This is a genomic window from Enterobacter sp. C3_dUdeg, assembly GCF_057536195.1.
The window spans coordinates 152,475-173,787 of the sequence record NZ_BAAKFX010000005.1 but is presented as its reverse complement, the minus strand read 5'-3'; the positions used below and the strand labels follow the sequence as shown (position 1 = coordinate 173,787).

At 50.1% G+C, this 21,313-nt stretch carries 19 protein-coding genes; 13 read left to right on the top strand and 6 right to left on the bottom strand.

Annotation, left to right across the window (positions count from 1 at the left end; genetic code table 11):
• Positions 1-116: 116 nt before the first annotated feature.
• The 4 genes from copM to silR form a co-directional block, all read right to left on the bottom strand.
• Complete coding sequence (gene copM / locus AC27FC_RS14635; protein WP_000694954.1) at positions 117-467, bottom strand: CopM family metallochaperone; 351 nt, start codon at positions 465-467, stop codon at positions 117-119.
• A 143-nt stretch (positions 468-610) separates the two neighbouring features.
• Positions 611-1,042: a silver-binding protein SilE gene (gene silE / locus AC27FC_RS14630; protein ID WP_000790483.1), complete on the bottom strand. Its 432-nt coding sequence runs from the start codon at positions 1,040-1,042 to the stop codon at positions 611-613.
• Between the two features lie 249 nt (positions 1,043-1,291).
• Entirely contained in the window at positions 1,292-2,767 is a 1,476-nt protein-coding gene (silS, locus tag AC27FC_RS14625) for a copper/silver sensor histidine kinase SilS (RefSeq protein WP_000555738.1), read from the bottom strand.
• The gene (gene silR / locus AC27FC_RS14620) at positions 2,760-3,440 is read right to left on the bottom strand and encodes a copper/silver response regulator transcription factor SilR (RefSeq protein ID WP_000697969.1); all 681 of its coding nucleotides are present in this window, start codon (positions 3,438-3,440) and stop codon (positions 2,760-2,762) included. Before silR ends, silS begins: the two co-directional genes overlap by 8 nt.
• A 189-nt stretch (positions 3,441-3,629) precedes the next feature.
• Between silR and silC the strand changes: the two genes are divergently transcribed.
• From silC to AC27FC_RS14585, 7 genes are all read left to right on the top strand, one after another.
• Positions 3,630-5,015 carry a Cu(+)/Ag(+) efflux RND transporter outer membrane channel SilC gene (silC, locus tag AC27FC_RS14615; protein WP_000475511.1) on the top strand — a complete coding sequence of 462 codons (1,386 nt, stop codon included), beginning with the start codon at positions 3,630-3,632 and terminating at the stop codon, positions 5,013-5,015.
• A gap of 27 nt (positions 5,016-5,042) precedes the next feature.
• Positions 5,043-5,396 carry a cation efflux system protein CusF gene (gene cusF, locus AC27FC_RS14610; RefSeq protein ID WP_001246155.1) on the top strand — a complete coding sequence of 118 codons (354 nt, stop codon included), beginning with the start codon at positions 5,043-5,045 and terminating at the stop codon, positions 5,394-5,396.
• A gap of 113 nt (positions 5,397-5,509) precedes the next feature.
• Positions 5,510-6,802 (top strand): Cu(+)/Ag(+) efflux RND transporter periplasmic adaptor subunit SilB, encoded by a 1,293-nt coding sequence (gene silB, locus AC27FC_RS14605; protein ID WP_000157620.1) that lies wholly within the window; start codon positions 5,510-5,512, stop codon positions 6,800-6,802.
• Between the two features lie 10 nt (positions 6,803-6,812).
• Complete coding sequence (silA, locus tag AC27FC_RS14600; protein ID WP_326974102.1) at positions 6,813-9,959, top strand: Cu(+)/Ag(+) efflux RND transporter permease subunit SilA; 3,147 nt, start codon at positions 6,813-6,815, stop codon at positions 9,957-9,959.
• Between the two features lie 86 nt (positions 9,960-10,045).
• Positions 10,046-10,486, top strand: coding sequence for a DUF411 domain-containing protein (locus tag AC27FC_RS14595; RefSeq protein ID WP_002436620.1), 441 nt, complete (start codon positions 10,046-10,048; stop codon positions 10,484-10,486).
• Positions 10,487-10,583: 97 nt separating this feature from the next.
• Complete coding sequence (silP, locus tag AC27FC_RS14590; RefSeq protein WP_326974103.1) at positions 10,584-13,055, top strand: Ag(+)-translocating P-type ATPase SilP; 2,472 nt, start codon at positions 10,584-10,586, stop codon at positions 13,053-13,055.
• Between the two features lie 40 nt (positions 13,056-13,095).
• Positions 13,096-13,293, top strand: a complete 198-nt coding sequence (locus tag AC27FC_RS14585) for a DUF2933 domain-containing protein (RefSeq protein ID WP_000843497.1) — start codon at positions 13,096-13,098, stop codon at positions 13,291-13,293.
• 33 nt (positions 13,294-13,326) lie between these two features.
• Here the strand turns inward: AC27FC_RS14585 and AC27FC_RS14580 are convergent, their stop codons facing one another.
• Positions 13,327-14,064: a peptidoglycan DD-metalloendopeptidase family protein gene (locus AC27FC_RS14580; protein WP_004118669.1), complete on the bottom strand. Its 738-nt coding sequence runs from the start codon at positions 14,062-14,064 to the stop codon at positions 13,327-13,329.
• Between the two features lie 288 nt (positions 14,065-14,352).
• Positions 14,353-14,802, bottom strand: coding sequence for a copper resistance protein (locus AC27FC_RS14575; protein WP_001023257.1), 450 nt, complete (start codon positions 14,800-14,802; stop codon positions 14,353-14,355).
• Between the two features lie 234 nt (positions 14,803-15,036).
• Here AC27FC_RS14575 and pcoA point away from each other — a divergent pair, with 234 nt between their 5' ends.
• The 6 genes from pcoA to pcoS are packed head-to-tail and all read left to right on the top strand — an operon-like array spanning position 15,037 to position 21,236.
• Positions 15,037-16,854: a multicopper oxidase PcoA gene (pcoA, locus tag AC27FC_RS14570; RefSeq protein WP_000925242.1), complete on the top strand. Its 1,818-nt coding sequence runs from the start codon at positions 15,037-15,039 to the stop codon at positions 16,852-16,854.
• Positions 16,855-16,859: 5 nt separating this feature from the next.
• Positions 16,860-17,750 (top strand): copper resistance outer membrane transporter PcoB, encoded by an 891-nt coding sequence (gene pcoB / locus AC27FC_RS14565; protein ID WP_001378118.1) that lies wholly within the window; start codon positions 16,860-16,862, stop codon positions 17,748-17,750.
• Between the two features lie 39 nt (positions 17,751-17,789).
• Positions 17,790-18,170, top strand: a complete 381-nt coding sequence (gene pcoC / locus AC27FC_RS14560; RefSeq protein WP_000025662.1) for a copper resistance system metallochaperone PcoC — start codon at positions 17,790-17,792, stop codon at positions 18,168-18,170.
• Between the two features lie 55 nt (positions 18,171-18,225).
• Positions 18,226-19,104 carry a copper resistance inner membrane protein PcoD gene (pcoD, locus tag AC27FC_RS14555; protein ID WP_487160233.1) on the top strand — a complete coding sequence of 293 codons (879 nt, stop codon included), beginning with the start codon at positions 18,226-18,228 and terminating at the stop codon, positions 19,102-19,104.
• A 54-nt stretch (positions 19,105-19,158) separates the two neighbouring features.
• Complete coding sequence (pcoR, locus tag AC27FC_RS14550; protein ID WP_001188930.1) at positions 19,159-19,839, top strand: copper response regulator transcription factor PcoR; 681 nt, start codon at positions 19,159-19,161, stop codon at positions 19,837-19,839.
• The gene (gene pcoS, locus AC27FC_RS14545; protein WP_001211180.1) at positions 19,836-21,236 is read left to right on the top strand and encodes a copper resistance membrane spanning protein PcoS; all 1,401 of its coding nucleotides are present in this window, start codon (positions 19,836-19,838) and stop codon (positions 21,234-21,236) included. Before pcoR ends, pcoS begins: the two co-directional genes overlap by 4 nt.
• Positions 21,237-21,313 lie beyond the last annotated feature (77 nt).

Here is a 21,313-nt window from a genome sequence, read left to right as displayed (position 1 = left end):
GGAGTATAGTATATAAAAAACCCGAAATTAATCGGGTTTTAATTATTTAACGTTTAACAGGCTCCCGTGCCCGGGAGTGAATTAAAATTACGCTTATTATGGCTTTTTTGCAATCTTTATTTTTGACTGCCAAGCCATTTATTCATCTGCTCGATTTCACCTTTCTGAGCTTTAATGATGTCCTGCGCAAGCTTTCTCATTTCGGGATCTTTTCCGTATTTGAGCTCGGTCTCAGCCATTGCGATTGCCCCTTCATGGTGTGCGATCATACCTTTTGCAAAGGCCTTATCGGGATTGGATTCATTAACGGCGGCCATCATTTTTTCATGCATATTTTTCATGCCAGCCATATATTCCTGTGATGATGCCGATGAGTGCATATCTGACATTTTCATTTCCGAATGTTCAGCAGAAATGGCTGGCAGGGATAACATTAATATTACAAAAAGGGTGTTTTTGATTTTCATATAATAATTCCTTTCAGACAGGTACCGGTTAAGTGTAGCTGAGTCAGACAAAAAAGCCCCCTGACGGGGGGCAAAAATGTAGCAACGTTGTTTCAGGAAAATCTATCAGGGAAAAGGTAACAGCACGGATACTACCGTCGCATTCAGCCTGCATTGATCATGCGGCGGTGCGCTTCGGCCATGGCCTGATGTGGGCCGGATTGCCCGTTATTCATGAATTCATGGGCAACCGCTGCTCTTTCATGCTCATTCATCGCCGCGTAAGACGTTGACGGGACGGTCGTGGATACCGTGTTATTTCCCATCATCTTCTGATGACTTTCCACCATTTTCTGGTGCGCATCCGCCGAGCCGTTCGTCATGGTTTCATGAGCAATAATGGCCTGTTCATGCTGGTCCATACCGGTCATACGAGGAGCAGTCCCCTGGATCCCGACAGGAGCCGCAGCAGACTGCATCTGGTGAGCAGGAGCCTGTGCATTGTTGACGCGATCATGGATATTCACGGTTTCAGTGGCCCAGGCCGATGAAATTAAACCAAAGCCCAGCAAAGATGCTAATACGATATTTTTCATGATAACTCTCCATTTCTGAATTAGTGATGTCCGGGGAAGTACAACCGGTGTTTTCAGTTTCATAACTTAAACAGGTTAGGCAGTTATTATTTCTCCGGGAGATGGCTGGATATTCATTCCTGGCGTACTCTGACGCCGGGTATTGATGAAGCAATCCAGCCTTCCTGATAAGTTGCACTAATTATATCAAATGGCTTCTGTTTGCTGCATGACAGGCTAATGACATCTTTGTCATTTAAATCTTTATTCTCAGTGTTGGGGATCCGGAATCATTTTCTCCAGTCTGGGTACGGATAAAATAAAACGTGTCGAGCGTATATCCGATTCCACATGCACTCTTCCGTGATGTGCTTCCACGATTGACTTCACAATCGCAAGACCGATGCCGCTGCCTTCTCCTTTTCGTTGTCTGGACGGATCCACCCGATAAAAACGGTCAAACAGCCTTGATAAATGCTCTTCAGGGATTGGTTTCCCCGGATTTTCAATCACAAGGTCAAAAAAGCTCCCCTGTTTTCTTATTGAGACGGTGATTGCCTGTCCCTCAGGGGTATAACGCAGGGCATTGGATAACAGATTATTGATCGCTCTTCTGAACATTTGTGGATCTCCCTCGACCAGACAGGGCATCCCGTTAAATTTGAGCGTGATATTGCGTTCTTCGGCCCAGGCTTCGAAAAACTCGAAGACTTTCATGACTTCCGCTCTGAGGTCAAACATGACCCTGTCAGGTATCAGCTGATTATTATCTGCCTGTGCCAGGAACAGCATGTCGCTGACCATTTTGGTCATCCGGTTATACTCTTCAAGACTGGAATAGAGGACATCCTCAAGTTCCCTCTGTGTTCGATCCTGACTCAGTGCGATTTCAGTCTGCGTCACCAGATTGGTGATGGGCGTTCTGATCTCATGCGCGATATCGGCAGAGAAATTGGCCTGGCGGGTAAAGACATCCTCAATCTTTCCAATCATATGATTGAACGAGATAACCAGTTGCTCCAGCTCAATGGGAACGCGTGTCGGTTCCAGTCGCGCATCAAGATTCTCGGAGGTGATGTTTTTAATGGCATTGCTGACATTACGAAGGGGCAGGTGCCCCTGACGGACAGCGATTCGAATGATCAGAACAATCAACAGGCTTATCACGACGGCAATCGCAATCAGGTTCTTTTTCAGCGCATCGAGGTAATGGAGATGGAAATTAATGGATAGGCCAGTCAGCATGACATAGTTCTGCTGTTTGCCCTGAAATATCGCCTGACCAGAGGAGGCGATAATCCTGTATGTTTCCATCTTCATTTCGGACCCGGTATCCATCGGTCCCGCAGGATCCTCCACCGTCCAGAGAAAGACATCCCGTGCGCGGCTGTGCTCGCTAAAATCTGCTGAATTCACTGCCGGGCGTAGTGCCGCCCCCTGAGCTGAGCTAAAGAGCACTTCACCCCTGGGATTGAGGAGCAAAAGGGCAACGTTGCGGTAGCTGGCAATTGATTCCTTTATTTTGCTTATTTTTTTATCATCCGGATCCACCGGGGACTGCAGTATACGGTTCAGTGTGGTGCTGATTTGTTGAAGATCGCTGACATCCTGCTCGGCAAAATGATTTTCAACAGAATGCAGCATAAACCAGGTGAAGGCGATAAAAGCCAGTATCGTGGACAGGCTGATAAAAAAGGTCAGCCGCAGAGCGAGTGAGAAAGGGCGTCTGGAAGGTTTGCTATGCATCCGGGACCTCCAGCATGTAGCCCACGCCCCGGACTGTCTGGATCAGCTTTGTCCCGTAATCGTTGTCTATTTTAGCGCGGAGTCGCTTTACTGCGACATCGATCGCATTAGTGTCGCTGTCAAAATTCATGTCCCAGACCTGAGAGGCAATCAGGGAGCGGGGAAGAACCTCTCCCTGATGGCGAATGAAGAATTCCAGCAGGCTGAACTCTTTACTGGTGAGCACAATGCGGTTTCCGGCGCGACTGACTTTTCTGGATACGAGATCAATCGAGAGGTCAGCCACCTTAAACTGGCTTTCCGTGATCATCGTGTTTCCCCGCCTCAGAAGGGTTCTCACCCGGGCGAGCAGTTCGGCAAACGCAAAGGGTTTAACCAGATAATCGTCCGCACCCAGTTCCAGTCCTTTGACCCTATGTTCGATCGTGCCGAGGGCTGTCAGCAGTAAGACCGGCATACCCTTTCCGGCAGTGCGCAGCATGCGGATGATATCCCAGCCGTTCACATCAGGTAGCATGATATCCAGAATGACTAAATCATACTCGGCTGTCATGGCGAGATGATATCCGGTAAGACCATTATCAGCGTGATCCACTACGAACCCTGCCTCTGTAAGCCCTTTGCTGAGATATTCACCTGTTTTAATTTCGTCTTCGACGATCAATATTTTCATCTTGCTCCCCGGCTGGCTGCTAATGTCATTCTATTGCGCCCACGATCGTTATCAACGGATTACAGCAAAAATGACAACATTGTCATTATCCTGTCACTCGGCAAACAGAGAGCGTTAGGTAAAGTACCCCTATCAATACTCTGGACTTCATTTGAACCATTTACCAGGTCTGCCTGGACGAGAAGCAATATGTTCAAATTAAAACTACTCAGCATCAGCACAATCTTCATTCTGGCTGGTTGTGTCTCTCTGGCGCCTGAATATCAGCGTCCGGCAGCACCGGTACCCCAGCAGTTTTCACTGTCCCGTAACAGCCTGACGCCAGCGGTGAATGGCTATCAGGATACGGGCTGGCGTAACTTTTTTGTCGATCCCCAGGTCACCCGGCTGATTACTGAAGCCCTGACTAATAACCGTGATTTGAGAATGGCTGCACTGAAGGTTGAAGAGGCCCGGGCCCAGTTCAACGTCACGGATGCAGATCGTTATCCCCAGCTGAATGCCTCATCCGGGATCACATACAGCGGTGGTCTGAAAGGTGACAAGCCGACCACACAGGAGTACGACGCAGGTCTGGAGTTCAGTTATGAGCTCGATTTTTTCGGCAAACTTAAGAACATGAGTGATGCTGATCGCCAGAACTACTTTGCCAGCGAAGAAGCCCGTCGGGCCGTACACATCCTGCTGGTATCCAACGTTTCACAAAGCTATTTCAGCCAGCAACTGGCGTACGAACAACTTCGTATTGCGCGGGAAACGCTGAAAAATTATCAACAGTCCTATGCTTTCGTTGAGCAGCAGCTCGTGACCGGGAGTACGAACGTTCTGGCACTTGAACAGGCGCGAGGACAAATCGAAAGTACCCGCGCCGAAATAGCCAAACGAGAAGGCGATCTGGCTCAGGCAAACAATGCCCTGCAACTGGTGCTGGGAACGTACCGCGCACTTCCGTCAGAAAAAGGGATGAAAGGCGGGGAGATAGCCCCAGTAAAATTGCCACCAAATCTGTCTTCACAAATTTTGCTGCAGCGACCGGATATTATGGAAGCGGAATATCAGCTGAAAGCGGCTGATGCCAATATTGGCGCAGCGCGAGCGGCCTTTTTCCCCTCAATTACCCTGACCAGTGGTCTTTCCGCAAGCAGTACGGAGCTGTCCAGCCTGTTTACGTCAGGAAGTGGAATGTGGAATTTTATCCCTAAAATTGAAATTCCTATATTTAATGCTGGCAGGAATAAAGCCAATCTGAAGCTGGCTGAAATTCGCCAGCAACAGTCGGTGGTTAATTACGAACAAAAAATTCAGTCAGCCTTTAAGGATGTTTCCGACACGCTTGCGCTGCGCGACAGCCTTAGCCAGCAACTTGAGTCACAGCAGCGTTATCTTGATTCACTTCAGATAACTCTCCAGCGTGCCAGAGGATTGTATGCAAGTGGTGCTGTCAGTTACATCGAAGTGCTGGATGCAGAACGTTCCCTCTTCGCTACCCAGCAAACCATTCTCGATCTTACCTATTCCCGGCAGGTTAACGAAATTAATCTGTTTACCGCGCTGGGTGGCGGTTGGGTAGAGTAAATTTATTTAATTAATCAGGAAATTAAAATGCGTAATTCACTTAAAGCCGTTTTATTTGGTGCCTTCTCTGTCATGTTTTCTGCCGGTCTTCATGCTGAAACACATCAGCATGGCGATATGAATACTGCCAGTGATGCTTCGGTACAGCAAGTTATCAAGGGCACCGGTGTCGTTAAAGACATTGATATGAATACTAAGAAAATCACCATTTCGCATGAAGCAATTCCAGCGGTGGGCTGGCCTGCAATGACCATGCGCTTTACTTTTGTTAATGCAGACGATGCTATTAATGCCCTGAAAACAGGCAACCATGTCGATTTCTCGTTTATTCAGCAGGGCAATATCTCCTTACTCAAAAGCATTAACGTGACGCAGTCCTGATTGGCTGTCCGGAGCGATTACATCCTGTGCGCCTGTACATTCACATAGGTATATGTGTGAGTTAACCGTCAGGCGCATATGCCAGGTGTTTTGATTTTTTAGCGGAAAATTGTATGGCTTCTTTAAAGATAAAATATGCTGCAATAATTATCAGCAGCCTCATAGCAGGGGGGCTGATATCGGTTACTGCCTGGCAGTATGTAAACTCAGCACAAAAGACAGAAAAAACAGAACAAAAGGCACCGGAACGAAAGGTGCTTTTCTGGTATGACCCAATGAAACCGGATACCAAATTTGATAAACCCGGAAAATCGCCCTTTATGGATATGGACCTGGTGCCAAAATATGCTGATGACAGTGGCGATAAAAGCAGTGGCGGGATCCGTATCGACCCAACCCAGGTTCAGAATCTGGGATTAAAAACGCAAAAAGTCACGCGAGGAATGCTGAATTATTCTCAGACAATCCCGGCTAATGTCAGCTATAACGAGTATCAGTTTGTTATTGTGCAGGCGCGTTCTGACGGGTTTGTCGAAAAAGTCTACCCCATGACGATTGGCGATCATGTGAAGAAGGGGACGCCACTTATCGATATTACCATTCCGGACTGGGTGGAAGCACAGAGTGAATTCCTTCTGTTATCCAGCACCGGTGGTACTTCCACGCAAATTAAAGGCGTTCTGGAACGGCTTCGCCTGGCAGGTATGCCGGAAGAGGATATTCAGAGACTGCGTTCTACCCGGAGCATTCAGACCCGTTTTACCATTAAAGCACCTATTGATGGTGTCATTACTGCATTTGACCTGCGCACCGGCATGAATATTTCGAAAGATAAGGTGGTGGCTCAGATTCAGGGAATGGACCCGGTCTGGATCAGCGCTGCAGTGCCAGAATCTATCGCCTATCTGCTGAAAGATACGTCGCAGTTTGAAATTTCGGTACCGGCTTATCCGGATAAAACATTCCATGTCGAAAAATGGAATATTCTTCCCAGCGTGGATCAGACAACCCGTACGCTTCAGGTCCGTCTCCAGGTTTCTAATAAGGATGAGTTTCTCAAGCCGGGCATGAATGCCTATCTGAAACTGAATACCAGGAGCCAGGAGATGCTGCTGATACCAAGCCAGGCCGTTATCGATACCGGCAAAGAACAGCGCGTGATTACTGTTGATGATGAAGGCAAGTTTGTGCCGAAACAGATCCACGTTCTGCATGAGTCACAGCAACAGTCCGGCATCGGCTCCGGCCTGAATGAAGGCGATACCGTGGTGGTCAGTGGCCTGTTCCTCATTGACTCTGAAGCCAATATTACGGGCGCACTGGAACGTATGCGCCACCCTGAAAAAACAGAAAGCAGTATGCCAGCAATGTCTGACCAGCCTGTAAATATGCATTCAGGGCACTGAGGAGACGACGATGATTGAATGGATTATCCGGCGCTCTGTCGCCAACCGTTTCCTGGTCATGATGGGGGCCCTGTTTCTCAGCATCTGGGGCACATGGACGATTATTAACACGCCTGTCGATGCCTTGCCTGACCTGTCAGATGTGCAGGTCATTATCAAAACCAGCTATCCCGGCCAGGCCCCGCAGATTGTAGAAAACCAGGTCACCTATCCACTTACCACCACCATGCTGTCCGTGCCTGGCGCAAAAACCGTGCGTGGTTTTTCACAGTTCGGTGATTCGTATGTGTATGTCATTTTTGAAGACGGCACCGATCTGTACTGGGCCCGTTCCCGCGTGCTGGAGTACCTGAACCAGGTACAGGGAAAACTGCCCGCCGGTGTGAGTTCTGAAATCGGTCCGGACGCCACGGGGGTGGGCTGGATATTTGAATATGCCCTTGTCGATCGCAGCGGAAAACACGACCTTTCAGAACTGCGTTCTCTGCAGGACTGGTTCCTGAAATTTGAGCTGAAAACCATCCCGAACGTGGCTGAGGTCGCTTCGGTTGGCGGCGTGGTGAAACAGTACCAGATTCAGGTCAATCCGGTAAAACTGTCTCAGTATGGTATCAGCCTGCCCGAAGTGAAACAGGCCCTTGAATCGTCTAACCAGGAGGCCGGTGGCTCATCCGTTGAAATGGCCGAAGCTGAGTATATGGTCCGTGCCAGCGGTTATCTTCAGAGCATTGATGATTTTAATAACATCGTCCTGAAAACAGGCGAGAACGGCGTGCCGGTTTATCTGCGGGATGTTGCCCGCGTGCAGACCGGGCCTGAAATGCGGCGTGGTATTGCCGAGCTGAACGGCCAGGGCGAAGTCGCTGGCGGCGTGGTGATCCTGCGGTCGGGTAAAAATGCACGCGACGTTATCACGGCAGTGAGGGATAAACTTGAGACGCTGAAGGCCAGCCTGCCGGAAGGCGTTGAAATCGTGACCACCTACGATCGCAGCCAGCTCATCGACCGGGCGATTGATAACCTCAGTTCCAAACTTCTGGAAGAGTTTATCGTGGTGGCCATCGTCTGTGCCCTGTTCCTGTGGCACGTACGTTCTGCCCTGGTGGCGATTATCTCTCTGCCGCTTGGTCTGTGTATCGCCTTTATCGTCATGCACTTCCAGGGACTGAACGCCAATATCATGTCGCTGGGAGGGATAGCGATTGCCGTCGGTGCGATGGTGGATGCCGCCATTGTGATGATTGAGAATGCGCATAAGCGGCTTGAGGAGTGGGATCATCAGCATCCTGGTGAGCAGATTGACAACGCCACCCGCTGGAAGGTGATTACCGATGCCTCCGTTGAAGTGGGACCCGCACTGTTTATCAGCCTGCTGATCATCACCCTGTCCTTTATTCCTATCTTTACCCTGGAAGGTCAGGAAGGACGTCTGTTTGGCCCGCTGGCATTCACGAAAACGTACTCCATGGCGGGCGCGGCCGCGCTGGCCATCATCGTCATTCCGATTCTGATGGGATTCTGGATCCGGGGGAAAATTCCTGCAGAGACCAGTAACCCCCTGAACCGGGTACTGATCAAAGCGTATCATCCATTGCTGTTGCGGGTTCTCCACTGGCCAAAAACAACCCTGCTGGTTGCGGCCTTGTCCATTTTCACCGTTATCTGGCCGCTGAGCCAGGTGGGCGGTGAGTTTCTGCCGAAGATTAACGAGGGCGACCTGTTGTATATGCCGTCGACCCTGCCGGGTGTCTCTCCGGCTGAAGCTGCAGCGCTCCTGCAGACGACGGACAAGTTAATCAAAAGCGTTCCTGAAGTGGCCTCTGTATTTGGCAAGACCGGTAAAGCAGAGACCGCCACGGATTCCGCACCGCTCGAAATGGTTGAAACCACGATCCAGCTCAAACCTGAGGATCAGTGGCGTCCAGGCATGACGATTGACAAGATTATTGAAGAACTCGACAGGACCGTCCGTTTACCGGGGCTGGCAAACCTCTGGGTGCCGCCAATCCGTAACCGTATTGATATGCTCTCAACCGGGATCAAAAGCCCGATAGGTATCAAGGTGTCCGGAACGGTTCTGTCCGATATCGATGCAACGGCGCAGAGTATCGAAGCGGTCGCCAAAACCGTACCCGGCGTAGTGTCTGCTCTCGCAGAGCGACTGGAAGGCGGGCGCTACATTGATGTGGATATCAACCGGGAAAAAGCCTCCCGCTACGGAATGACGGTGGGCGATGTGCAGCTGTTCGTCTCATCAGCCATCGGCGGTGCGACGGTAGGGGAAACGGTGGAAGGCGTGGCCCGGTACCCTATTAACATTCGTTACCCACAGGATTACCGCAACAGTCCGCAGGCGCTGAAACAGATGCCGATCCTGACCCCGATGAAGCAGCAGATCACACTGGGCGATGTTGCCGATATTAAAGTCGTTTCTGGACCAACCATGCTGAAAACCGAAAATGCCCGGCCAGCCAGCTGGATTTATGTTGATGCCCGCGGCAGGGACATGGTGTCGGTGGTTAACGACATTAAGACGGCCATCAGCGAGAAAGTGAAACTGAGACCGGGAACCAGTGTGGCATTCTCCGGACAGTTTGAACTGCTTGAGCATGCCAACAAGAAACTGAAGCTGATGGTGCCGATGACGGTGATGATCATTTTCATCCTGTTGTATCTGGCATTCCGCCGGGTTGACGAAGCCCTGCTGATCCTGATGAGCCTGCCGTTCGCCCTGGTTGGCGGAATATGGTTCCTGTACTGGCAGGGCTTCCATATGTCAGTGGCGACCGGAACCGGGTTTATCGCCCTGGCCGGGGTGGCAGCAGAGTTTGGCGTGGTCATGCTGATGTATCTGCGTCATGCCATTGAAGCGCACCCGGAATTGTCCCGTAAAGAGACGTTCACACCGGAAGGTCTTGATGAAGCCCTCTATCATGGTGCCGTACTGCGTGTCCGGCCGAAAGCCATGACCGTGGCGGTGATCATAGCGGGTCTGCTGCCAATACTCTGGGGAACCGGCGCAGGTTCAGAAGTCATGAGCCGTATTGCTGCGCCAATGATTGGTGGGATGATCACGGCTCCGCTGCTGTCCCTGTTCATTATTCCTGCCGCCTACAAATTAATCTGGCTGCGCAGACATAAAAAAAGCGTGTCATAACCCTGAAAGGGCGCCCCCAGTGGGCGTCCTTCTGCACTGATTCACCCTGACGTCAGGGTTTATATCGATAATATACAGAGGTGAGTATGAAAAAAGTGGTTCTAATGGCCCTGGCTCTCGGCCTGTCACTGCCTGCAATGGCGAGTGAAAAAGTCATTGATATGTACAAATCTGAAAACTGTGGCTGTTGTTCCCTGTGGGGCAAAGCGATGGAAAAAGACGGGTTCGAAGTGCGAACTCACGTCATGAATGATCAGGCGCTGTCAGCCCTGAAAGAAAAGCATGCTGTTCCTGCTGGACTACGAAGTTGTCATACCGCGGTTGTAGGTAATTTGATCATTGAAGGCCATGTGCCTGCGGCAACGATACATAAGGCCATGCAGTCTGGTTCGGGTATATACGGTCTCGCCACCCCCGGTATGCCAGCAGGAAGTCCGGGAATGGAGATGGGGGCCCGAAAAGAGGCTTACGATGTTATCGCATTCTCACCGGAGGGCAGTAAAAAAGTCTTCCAGCGAATCGAATAGTCAGCGGAACGGCTGATAACGGGACGCCGGCAGCAGGCACTCTTATGCCGGCGGCATTCGTGGTAATCGCATCCATGACATATCCTGAAGACAGAAAATGCTTCAGATATGCATAAGGAGAGTTACTGTGAAAAATGACAATGCAGTGGAACATAACAACCAGACTGCTTCTGAGCAGACATCATCCCCGGACGAGAGTCACGCATTGCATAAGGTGAGAGATCCCGTGTGCGGGATGGTCATCCTGCCTGACAAGGCGCACAGCAGCATTCGATACCAGGACCATCAGCTTTATTTCTGCTCCGCCAGCTGTGAGAGCAAATTTAAAGCCCATCCCGATCATTATTTTACCGAAGATGCCAGTGAACATCACCATCACCACGACCACCATGAAGTCAGCCCTGATAAGATAAAACAGTCTCACCGCCAGGCGGAGAAAGAGATTTCTGAAGGTGTGTGGACATGTCCGATGCATCCGGAGATACGCCGTAGTGGTCCCGGAAGCTGTCCTGTCTGTGGAATGGCACTGGAGCCGCTCGTAGCTACGGCATCCACGGGGACGAGTGATGAACTTCGCGACATGACAAGACGCTTCTGGCTGGGGTTGTTGCTGGCGTTTCCGGTTCTGGTACTCGAAATGGGATCTCATCTGTTTCCCGACTTGAGGAATACAGTACCGCCACAGTACAACACATGGCTGCAGCTGCTTCTGGCCTCCCCTGTCGTGTTGTGGTGTGGCTGGCCATTCTTCGCCCGGGCCGGAATGTCGTTACGTAACCGCTCCCTGAATATGTTTACCCTTGTTGCAATGGGCACCGGCGTAGCCTGGGTGTACAGCGTCATTGCAACCGTCTTCCCCTCCTGGTTTCCTGCATCGTTCAGAAACATGGATGGCCTGGTGGCCGTTTATTTTGAAGCCGCTGCAGTTATTACGGTGCTTGTTCTGCTGGGACAGGTTCTTGAGCTGCGGGCACGGGAACAAACCTCAGGTGCCATTACTGCACTACTGAATCTTGCCCCCAAAACCGCCAGGCGGCTGGATCATGACGGTCATGAAACGGATATTAATGCGGAAGATGTTCTGCCTGGCGATAAGCTCCGCATCAGACCAGGAGAGAGTATTCCGGTCGACGGTATTGTGATCGAAGGCAAAACAACCGTTGATGAATCGATGGTGACCGGGGAATCTATGCCGGTTACCAAAACGGAGGGTGACCCTGTCATCGGGGGGACCATTAATCAGACAGGTAGTCTCATCATCCGTGCAGAGAAAGTCGGTGATGAAACAATGCTCTCACGAATTGTTCAGATGGTCGCTGATGCACAGCGTTCGCGTGCCCCCATCCAGAGAATGGCTGACAGCGTTTCAGGCTGGTTTGTTCCTCTGGTGATACTTATCGCGGTTGTTGCTTTCGTGATCTGGTCTGTCTGGGGGCCCGAGCCCAGGATGGCGCACGGTCTCATTGCGGCTGTGTCGGTCCTGATTATTGCCTGTCCCTGCGCGCTGGGGCTGGCCACGCCGATGTCGATAATGGTGGGGGTGGGCAAAGGAGCCCAGGCCGGGGTGTTAATCAGGAATGCCGAAGCCCTTGAGCGTCTTGAAAAAGTGGACACGCTGGTTGTCGACAAAACAGGCACGCTCACGGAAGGTTCGCCTACGGTGACAGGGATTATCAGTCTCAATCCGGGTGGGGAAACATCTCTTTTGCGTGTAACAGCCGCAGTGGAAAAAGGCTCGCAGCATCCGCTGGGTATGGCAGTAGTTAAAGCAGCACAGGAAAAGGGGATCGCAATACCCGCAGTCACTCATTTCGATGCACCGTCGGGTAAAGGTGTCTCAGGCGATGTCGAAGGTCAACGGGTTGTTATTGGTAATGAACTGGCTATGCAGGAAAACAGTATCGTTATTGATAATCAAAAGGCCGTTGCGGATACGTTGCGGATGGAAGGCGCTACCGTTATCTATGTGGCCACAGACGGGGACCTTGCAGGCCTGATAGCTATCTCGGATCCCGTGAAAACAACCACGCCGGATGCGCTTAAAGCTTTGCGTCAGGCGGGGATCCGCATTGTTATGCTCACCGGGGATAACCAGCTTACTGCTGAAGCAGTCGCACGGAAACTGGGAATAGATGAGGTTGAAGCCGGAATTCTGCCGGATGGCAAAAAAGCAGTGATAACCCGACTGAAAGCGTCTGGCCATGTGGTTGCGATGGCCGGAGACGGTGTGAATGATGCCCCGGCGCTGGCAGCGGCTGACGTGGGTATAGCCATGGGAACGGGTACAGATGTGGCAATTGAAAGTGCCGGAGTCACCCTTCTCAAAGGCGACTTGATGATACTGAACAGGGCCCGTCATCTGTCAGAAATCACCATGAAAAATATCCGACAGAATCTGTTTTTTGCATTTATCTACAACGCACTTGGCGTGCCTGTGGCTGCAGGTCTGCTTTATCCTGTGTATGGAATACTGCTGTCGCCAGTTATTGCGGCGGCGGCCATGGCTCTTTCCTCCGTCAGCGTCATTGTGAATGCGTTGCGTCTGAAAAGTGTCAGGCTCGGGAAATAACACTGAGTGAAGGGGCTGTTACGAACAGAAGGAGTCCAGTATGAAAAGTACCACCTATGCGCTTATTGCTGTCGCCGCGATCGCGGCATTTGCCCTCCTGCGCGAACACTGGTCACATGTGGCAGGTTACTGGCCATATCTGTTATTGCTGGTCTGCCCGCTAATGCATCTTTTCCACGGCCACGGAGGGCATGGAGATCATCAACATCAAGGAAGTGAAAACGATAAAAAAAATTAATCCGGCAGACGGGGCCGCGTCGCGGCCCCGTTATCAGTCCAGGTATCGTTCGTAGTCTCTGGCATGCGCAAAGGCATGCTGTTCAAGTTTGTTATCAGCGGGTGCCGCTGCCCGGAACGCCAGTGAGTTAACAGGATTGTTATTGATGACCAGCTCGTAATGCAGATGAGGACCGGATGAACGTCCGCTGTTACCGGATAACGCAATAGCGTCTCCCCGGGTAACCCTGGCCCCTTTAGTAACGAGTATTTTATTGAGGTGGAGATAGCGAGTTTTAACACCGGCTTTTCCCGTTACTTCAACAAAATATCCCATGGTACTGTTGTATTCGGCCCGGGTGATTTTTCCGTCGATGACGCTGACTATTTTCGTGTTCATGGGCATGGAATAATCAATGCCATTATGGGGACTCACTTTTCCCGATACCGGGTTAAGTCTTGCAGGATTGAAAGGCGAACTGAGTCTTGCTGTGGCCGGTAACGGATAATCGAGACTGCCTTTCCCGGAAGTATCGGAAAGGTTATAGAACTTTTTATCTGATATACGATACGCCGTGTAATTAAATGAACCGGACGTAAATTTATAGGCCACGACACGTGATTTTCCCGCTTTCTTTTGCAGTACGAGTTTTAATGATTCATTTTTTTTCAAATGCCGCAGATTAAACCGGGAAGGCAAGGAGCGCTGAAGAGTAGCGATCTCGTTCGATTCCAGCCCCGAGCGGGTGGCTGAAAGGTAGGCATTTTCTTTTACGACATCGGTAGAATACATTTACTGGAATTCGCCGTTAGCATGAACACTGCGGCGTATGCTAGGGGTTTTCAGGAGGCGTGTCATCTGTCAGTTAATCGGGAGCACCGTTGATGGTCGTCATTTTTGTAACATATCTTGTTTCCCGTTTGCTCCTGAAGCTCTGGGAACTGTATGACCAGCCCGACGGTGATGATTAACGGGACTGAAACAGGTTACGGCAGAGCAATATGGGGCTCATGTCCTGCTACGTAACCCGTCAGTAAAGCCCTGCTGCGCACCTGACGCTAAGCACTAACCCGCCTGCAGTTACCTGGTCGAATACAGCCCGCGAAGCTTTCTTGCCTGCGTCTGATGTGCTTCCGCACCGGCATTATTGACCTGCTCATGCACGAGAGCGGCTTTTTCTCCGGCATTCAGTTCGTTAAAAGAAGAAGACGAGGTCTTTGAATTTGCATCACTGCCGGACAGCATTTTTTTATGTTCCTCAATCATTTTCTGATGCGCATAGGACGCGCTGTTGTTCATAAATGAATGAGCAACAATGGCCCTTTCATGTTCATTCATTTCAGAGAATGAGGGCGTGTTGTTTTTATTAACCCTGTCCGGTAAGTTTTCATGCGTCGAGGAATTCACATGACTGACGGCTGAGGCATTATTAACAAATCGATGTGCTTCATGGGCAATATCACTGGACTGAGCAAAAGCTGCCCCACAAAATAAAGCTGTAAACGCAGTGGTCGTGATTAATATATTCATGTGTAATTACCTTCTGAGGTACATAAAAGATGTCCTTATGATCATATATAAAAATAATCAACCTGTGGGGAAGATGACGTAAATGTAATACAGCTATGTACATTACACGATTGTAATGAATTTGTTTCTTAAGGTGTGCTAGATTCATTTCATTGTAAGTGGATGAACCAGTAATTTAATTTAAATCGGTTCTCGAATTCTGTCAGTAACCATACTTTAAATAAGGGAATGCGCATGCTGTTGAAAACGTCTCGACGAACTTTCCTGAAGGGGTTAACCCTCTCTGGCGTAGCCGGAAGTCTTGGCGTATGGAGTTTCAATGCGCGTTCCAGTCTGAGCCTGCCAGTTGCCGCATCCCTGCAGGGTACTCAGTTTGACCTGACCATTGGTGAAACGGCCGTCAATATCACGGGCAGTGAGCGTCAGGCCAAAACAATCAATGGAGGCCTGCCGGGGCCCGTTCTTCGCTGGAAAGAAGGTGACACCATTACCCTGAAGGTCAAAAACCGTCTTAATGAACAGACGTCCATTCACTGGCACGGCATTATTCTTCCGGCCAATATGGATGGTGTTCCGGGGCTGAGTTTTATGGGCATAGAGCCTGATGATACCTACGTTTACACCTTTAAGGTTAAGCAGAACGGGACTTACTGGTACCACAGCCATTCCGGTCTGCAGGAACAGGAGGGGGTATACGGTGCCATTATCATCGATGCCAGGGAGCCAGAACCGTTTGCTTACGATCGTGAGCATGTGGTCATGTTGTCTGACTGGACCGATGAAAATCCTCACAGCCTGCTGAAAAAATTAAAAAAACAGTCGGATTACTACAATTTCAATAAACCAACCGTTGGCTCTTTTTTCCGCGACGTGAATACCAGGGGGCTGTCAGCCACCATTGCCGATCGGAAAATGTGGGCTGAAATGAAAATGAATCCGACTGACCTCGCGGATGTCAGTGGCTACACCTACACCTATCTCATGAACGGGCAGGCCCCGCTGAAAAACTGGACCGGACTGTTCCGTCCCGGTGAAAAGATACGCTTACGGTTTATCAACGGCTCGGCAATGACCTATTTCGATATCCGTATCCCCGGGCTGAAAATGACGGTCGTGGCTGCAGATGGCCAGTATGTAAACCCGGTTACCGTTGACGAATTCAGGATTGCCGTTGCCGAAACCTATGATGTCATTGTGGAGCCTCAGGGTGAGGCCTATACCATCTTCGCACAATCCATGGACAGGACCGGTTACGCTCGAGGGACACTGGCCACGAGAGAGGGGTTAAGTGCTGCCGTTCCCCCCCTCGATCCCCGTCCTCTGTTGACCATGGAAGATATGGGTATGGGGGGAATGGGACATGATATGGCAGGAATGGACCACAGCCAGATGGGAGGCATGGATAACAGCGGAGAGATGATGTCTATGGACGGTGCTGACCTTCCGGATAGCGGGACATCCTCCGCGCCCATGGATCACAGCAGCATGGCCGGTATGGATCATTCCCGGATGGCCGGAATGCCGGGTATGCAAAGTCATCCTGCGTCAGAAACGGATAACCCACTGGTTGATATGCAGGCGATGAGCGTCTCTCCGAAATTAAATGATCCGGGTATTGGTCTTCGAAATAACGGAAGAAAGGTTCTCACGTACGCGGATTTGAAAAGCCGCTTTGAGGATCCTGACGGACGTGAACCTGGCCGTACCATAGAACTGCATTTAACCGGCCACATGGAAAAGTTTGCCTGGTCATTTAACGGAATCAAGTTTTCAGATGCCGCACCGGTGCTGCTGAAATACGGTGAGCGGCTCAGGATCACGCTGATCAACGATACCATGATGACTCACCCCATTCACCTGCATGGTATGTGGAGCGATCTGGAAGATGAAAACGGTAATTTCATGGTTCGTAAACACACAATAGATGTTCCCCCTGGTACAAAACGCAGTTACAGAGTGACAGCAGATGCGCTTGGCCGCTGGGCGTATCACTGCCATTTGCTCTATCACATGGAAATGGGAATGTTTCGTGAAGTCCGGGTGGAGGAATGATGCGAATGAAGAGAAATTTGAAGGCCATACCTGTTCTGGTCGCCGGTTTGTTTACCTCACAGCTTTCTATTGCGGCGGGCTCCGTCTCTGCAGATCCCCACGCCGGGCACGACATGTCTGCCATGCAGATGCCAGCAGATGAGAATTTCACTGAGATGACGTCAATGGAGCCCATTGTAACTGAGAGCAGAACGCCAATTCCGCCTGTTACCGATGCCGACCGGAAGGCTGCATTCGGCAATTTACAGGGGCATGCGATTCACGACAGTGCGATTAATTATCTGGTTCTGCTGGATCAACTGGAATGGCAACGGTCGGATAACACCAACAATTTCAGCTGGAGTGTTAACAGCTGGATTGGAGGCGACACAGATCGGATTTGGCTAAAGAGTGAAGGTGAACGAAGCAATGGGGAAACGGAGGCGGCTGAAGCGCAGTTACTCTGGGGACATGCGGTTGGCCCATGGTGGGATTTGGTTGCGGGTGTCAGGCAGGATTTCAGACCTGCTTCTGCCCGGACCTGGGCTGCTGTCGGTTTTCAGGGGCTGGCACTCTATAATTTTGAGTCTGAAATTACGGGTTTTGTCAGTAATGGCGGAAAAGCAGCCCTTCGTCTGGGAGGAGAATACGACGTTTTACTGACTAACCGGCTCATACTCCAGCCATCCTATGAGGTGAATTTCTACAGTCAGGATGATGAATCGCGGGGTCGCGGCAGGGGACTGACTGACACAGAGCTGGGGCTCCGGCTGCGCTATGAAATACGCCGTGAGTTTGCACCCTATATAGGCGTTTCCTGGAATCAACTTTACGGGAAAACATCCGATATGGCGAAAAGAGAAGGTGAGAAAGACCATCAGGTAGTATTCCTGGCGGGAGCCAGAATCTGGTTTTAACGCACTGATATAAAACACTCAACTAAACAGGTAAATAAAATGTCGATTTTAAATAAAGCCATTCTTACAGGTGGCCTCGTTATGGGCGTTGCTTTCTCTGCTATGGCCCATCCGGAATTAAAAAGCTCTGTGCCACAGGCTGATTCAGCCGTAGCGGCCCCGGAAAAGATTCAGCTTAATTTCTCGGAAAATCTGACCGTGAAATTCTCAGGTGCAAAATTAACGATGACGGGTATGAAAGGCATGTCATCACATTCTCCGATGCCGGTCGCGGCAAAAGTGGCGCCAGGCGCTGACCCTAAATCGATGGTCATTATTCCGCGAGAGCCTTTACCCGCTGGCACTTATCGTGTTGACTGGCGCGCGGTTTCTTCAGATACGCACCCTATTACCGGTAATTACACCTTTACAGTGAAGTAATATTATGAACGACCTGATTATGATTGTTATTCGTTTTCTTCTTTATCTGGATTTGATGGTAATATTTGGATTGCCATTTTTTCAGATATATGGAATAAGCGGTGTCAGACATGAAACCTATAACCTGACTAATTTCAGGTCGTTTATAACCTTTGCTGTTGTTACAGGCATCATTCTTACTGGCATTAATATGCTCCTGGTATCTAATGCCATGAGTGGAGTAACTGACCTCAGAGAATTATCCATCCATGTTATCGAGATGGTGATAGAAGAAACTGATGTGGGTATTAGCTGGATTGTCAGGCTCTGTGCCCTGTTTACCACACTCGGTGCTTTGTTCCTTTACACTAATAAGAGAGTATTGTCCTGCCTGCTGATGACGATGAGTGGGGGCGTGGCGCTGGCTACACTTGCCTGGGGAGGACACGCCGTTATGCATGACGGTCTGCATTACTATCTCCATTTACTGAGCGATCTGACCCATCTCGGTGCTGCAGGTGCCTGGACAGGTGCTCTGGTTGCATTTGCTATCCTGCTGATGCGCAGAAACGAGCATAATGCACAGAGCGTCATTGTGATATCTGACTCCCTGGCAAAATTTGCCACGGCAGGAACGGTGATTGTTGTAGCCCTGATCCTGAGTGCGCTGGTCAACTATCTGTATATTGCTGAGGGTAGCTTAACTCCCTTATTCAACAGTTCCTGGGGGAGGATATTGCTTGCCAAGACGGCTCTGTTTGTTCTGATGCTTCTTCTGGCTGCAGCAAACCGGTTTCACCTGGGTCCCCGGCTTGAAGTTATGGTCAGGGAAGGGAATTATGATCGCAGCGTTGCCCTGATGCGAAACAGCATCCTGACAGAATTCGTTGTTGCGATTATCATTCTGGGCGCCGTAGCGTGGCTCGGAATGCTTGCTCCGTCTCAGGTCAGCTAGGGGACAGCCAAAGCTCATGCGTGAGATTTTTACTTTCATATCAGCGAGTTGACCATGCAGCGTATTTTAATCGTTGAAGACGAACAAAAAACAGGTCGTTACCTGCAGCAGGGACTGGTTGAGGAAGGCTATCAGGCCGATCTCTTTAATAATGGCCGCGATGGTCTCGGGGCCGCGTCGAAGGGACAGTATGATTTGATAATACTGGACGTGATGCTGCCTTTCCTCGACGGGTGGCAAATCATCAGCGCACTGAGGGAGTCCGGGCACGAAGAACCGGTCCTGTTTTTAACCGCAAAGGACAACGTGCGGGACAAAGTGAAAGGACTGGAGCTTGGCGCAGATGACTACCTGATTAAGCCCTTTGATTTTACGGAGCTGGTTGCACGTGTAAGAACCCTACTGCGCCGGGCACGCTCGCAGGCCGCAACAGTCTGCACCATCGCCGATATGACCGTTGATATGGTGCGCCGGACCGTGATCCGTTCGGGGAAGAAGATCCATCTCACCGGTAAAGAATACGTTCTGCTTGAGTTGCTGCTGCAACGCACCGGAGAAGTGTTACCCAGGAGTCTTATCTCGTCCCTGGTCTGGAACATGAATTTTGACAGTGATACGAATGTGATTGATGTCGCCGTGAGACGTCTGAGAAGTAAAATTGATGATGACTTTGAGCCAAAACTGATCCATACCGTTCGCGGTGCCGGATATGTCCTGGAGATCAGAGAAGAGTGAGGTTCAAAATTTCCCTGACCACACGCCTGAGCCTGATTTTTTCTGCGGTGATGCTTACGGTATGGTGGTTATCAAGTTTTATCCTGATTAGCACCCTTAATGGCTATTTCGATAATCAGGACCGCGATTTTCTGACAGGTAAACTTCAGCTCACCGAAGAGTTTCTTAAAACAGAGACGTTCCGGAACAAAACGGATATTAAGTCATTATCAGAAAAAATAAACGATGCGATGGTAGGGCACAATGGTTTATTCATTTCTATAAAAAACATGGAAAATGAAAAAATTGTTGAACTCTATGCCAAAAATTCTGTTGTTCCAGCGGTCCTGCTTAATAAGTCGGGTGATATTCTCGACTATATGATCCAGACGGAAGAAAATAACACCGTGTACCGCAGTATCTCGCGGCGGGTTGCCGTGACGCCGGAACAGGGTAAAAGCAAACATGTCATCATTACGGTTGCCACGGATACCGGGTATCACACCCTGTTTATGGACAAACTCAGTACCTGGCTGTTCTGGTTCAATATCGGTCTGGTCTTTATTTCTGTTTTTCTGGGCTGGCTGACCACACGTATTGGTCTGAAACCGTTACGGGAAATGACCAGTCTGGCTTCCTCCATGACTGTACACAGCCTGGATCAGCGTCTAAATCCCGATCTGGCTCCGCCGGAAATCTCTGAGACCATGCAGGAGTTCAATAATATGTTTGATCGCCTGGAGGGGGCATTCCGGAAACTGTCAGATTTCTCGTCTGACATCGCGCATGAGCTGCGCACACCAGTCAGTAATCTGATGATGCAGACGCAGTTTGCACTGGCTAAGGAAAGGGATGTTTCGCATTACCGCGAAATTTTATTCGCTAACCTGGAAGAACTGAAAAGGTTGTCACGAATGACCAGTGACATGCTTTTTCTGGCACGTTCAGAGCATGGTCTGCTGCGGCTGGATAAACATGATGTGGATCTGGCCGCCGAACTGAATGAATTACGTGAGTTGTTCGAGCCCCTGGCAGACGAAACAGGAAAGACAATCACGGTTGAAGGAGAGGGCGTTGTTGCCGGAGACAGCGATATGCTCCGACGTGCTTTCAGTAACCTGCTTTCCAATGCAATCAAGTATTCTCCCGATAACACCTGTACAGCGATACACCTTGAGCGTGACAGTGACTGTGTGAACGTGATGATTACGAATACGATGTCCGGCCAGGTTCCCGCTAATCTGGAACGTTTGTTTGACCGGTTCTATCGCGCAGACTCATCAAGGTTCTACAACACGGAAGGCGCGGGGCTGGGATTATCAATTACAAGGTCGATCATTCATGCTCACGGCGGCGAGCTGTCAGCAGAACAGCAGGGGCGGGAAATTGTGTTCAAAGTGCGCCTGTTAATGGATTAATCCCGTTCTTCAGGAGAAACCCGGAAGGTGACAAAATTGTCATCATTCAGTCACGCGATAAACAGAGGCGGTTTTTT